At 65.5% G+C, this 2,001-nt stretch carries 1 protein-coding gene; it reads right to left on the reverse strand.

Going from position 1 to position 2,001, the window contains the following annotated elements; genetic code table 11:
• Positions 1–248: 248 nt before the first annotated feature.
• The coding region (locus AC5RWX_RS32790) for a beta-galactosidase (RefSeq protein WP_494100341.1) at positions 249–2,001 on the reverse strand (1,753 nt) is incomplete at its 5' end.

Consider the following 2,001-nt stretch of genomic DNA (forward strand, 5'->3'; position numbering starts at 1 on the left):
TCGGACGCCCCTGAACCACGGGAGGAAACACTGCCGGCCCGCGTCAGCACAGCGGGAGAACCGCAGTACTCCCCAAGCTGATCCCCAATGGCTTCCATAGGACAACTCTGCCAAAACCCACCGACAAAAGTGCCGGCCAAAGCGCCTATGTGCAAAACCCGCCGCTGCCCTTGACGGGCCCGCAACCTGAAGGAGAGCGGCCCCGGCCGCGGGCCGAAGTTACGACCGGGGCCAGCAGGAAATTCCGCTCAGTCCTCCGCGACCACCACAACACTGCCGGCAGGCACAACCCCGTCGAACGGCTGACCGGAGAGCAAGTCAACGCCGGCAGCCTGGACAGCTCCCGCGGTCCGCGAATGATTAATGGCAAACAGGAAGCTGCGGCCGTCTTCAGAACGCCGGCGCGTTAACTCCACCCCAGGATCGGCTGCAGTAACGGGCGCAACGCCTGACTCCTCGAGCAGCCGGTCCACCACCGCCTCTATGCCGTCGCTGTCCGGGAATGTGGCAAGATACCACGCGGCCCCTTCACCCACAGCCCGCCGGGTCAGGGACGGTACGCCCTCCAGCGGATACTCCGTAAAAGTCTGGACCGCTTCGGCGCCGGCCAGATGGACATGCTCGCTCCAGATGGAAGAAACACCGCCGTCGCTCAACTTCAGCTGCCCGCCGGTTAGGAGCGGGTGGAACTCCTCCACCCGCACGCCCAGCAGCTCCCTGAATGCCCCCGGGTAGCCGCCCAGCCGCACGTGGTCCTTCTCGTCCACAATCCCGCTGAAGTAACTCACCAGCACGGTGGCCCCGGCAGAAGCGGCAGCCGCAATGTTGGCTGCAGCCTCATCAGTGACCGAGTACAGGGTGCACACCAGGACGAGGTCGTAGCCCTCCAGCGACGCCGAGGGGTGCACCATATCCACTGAGATGCCCCGCAGGAACAGCGACCGGTGGAAAGCCCGCAGGAGGTCCAGGTACTTCACGTCCTGGCTCGGCTTGGAGTCGATTTCGCTCGCCCACCAGGCCTCGTAGTCGAACACAATAGCCGCGCGTGATTCCACCCGCGAACCCCGCACCGGGGCAAGCCGCTTCAGGGCCGCGCCAAGGTCGACCACCTCGCGCCACACGCGGGTGTCCCGGCCGCCGTGGGGCACCATGGCCGAGTGGAACTTCTCCGAGCCGGCGAAGCTTTGCCGCCACTGGAAAAACATCACCGCGTCCGCGCCGCGCGCCACGTGGGCCAGTGAGTTGCGCAGCATTTCGCCGGGCATCTTGGGCTGGTTGCGTGGCTGCCAGTTGACGGCAGACGTCGAATGTTCCATCAGGATCCACGGGTCGCCTCCAGCAATGCCGCGGGTAAGGTCCGCGCTGAACGCCAGTTCGATCTGCCGTTCGGGATCGGCGGCAACCAGGTAGTGGTCGTTGGCGATGACGTCCAGGCCCTTGGCCCAGTCGAAGTAGTCCATGGACTTCGTGGCGCTGGAAGCCATCAGGTTCGTGGTGCATGGCACGCCTGGAGTGACCTCGCGCAGGACGGCAACAAGGTCCCGGTAGTAGTCCATCAGGACCCAGGAGTTGAAGCGCTGGAAGTCCAGCTGCTGGCCTGGGTTTAATGTGGAGGGCGCAACGCCCGGCGGCAGGATTTCCTCGAACGAGGCGTAGTTTTGGGACCAAAATGCCGTACCCCAGGCAGCATTGAGGGCAGCGATGCTCCCGTACCGCCGCTCCAGCCAGGCACGGAAAGCCGCGGCGTCCTCTTCTCCGTAGAACTCGGAGACGTGGCAGCCGAGCTCGTTGTCCACGTGCCAGAGTGCCAGCGCGGGATGGTCCTTGTAACGCTCCGCCAGCACCCGCGTGATGCCGGTTGCGTAACGCCTGTAAACGGCCGACGACGGCGTGTAGTGCCGCCGTGAGCCCGGCCCCAGCACGGTTCCGTCCGCCGTGACGGGCAGGATTTCCGGATGCCTCCGTACCAGCCAGGCAGGGGGAGCGGCCGTGGCAGTAGCC

This window comes from Arthrobacter sp. SPT-J7 (assembly GCF_059089965.1).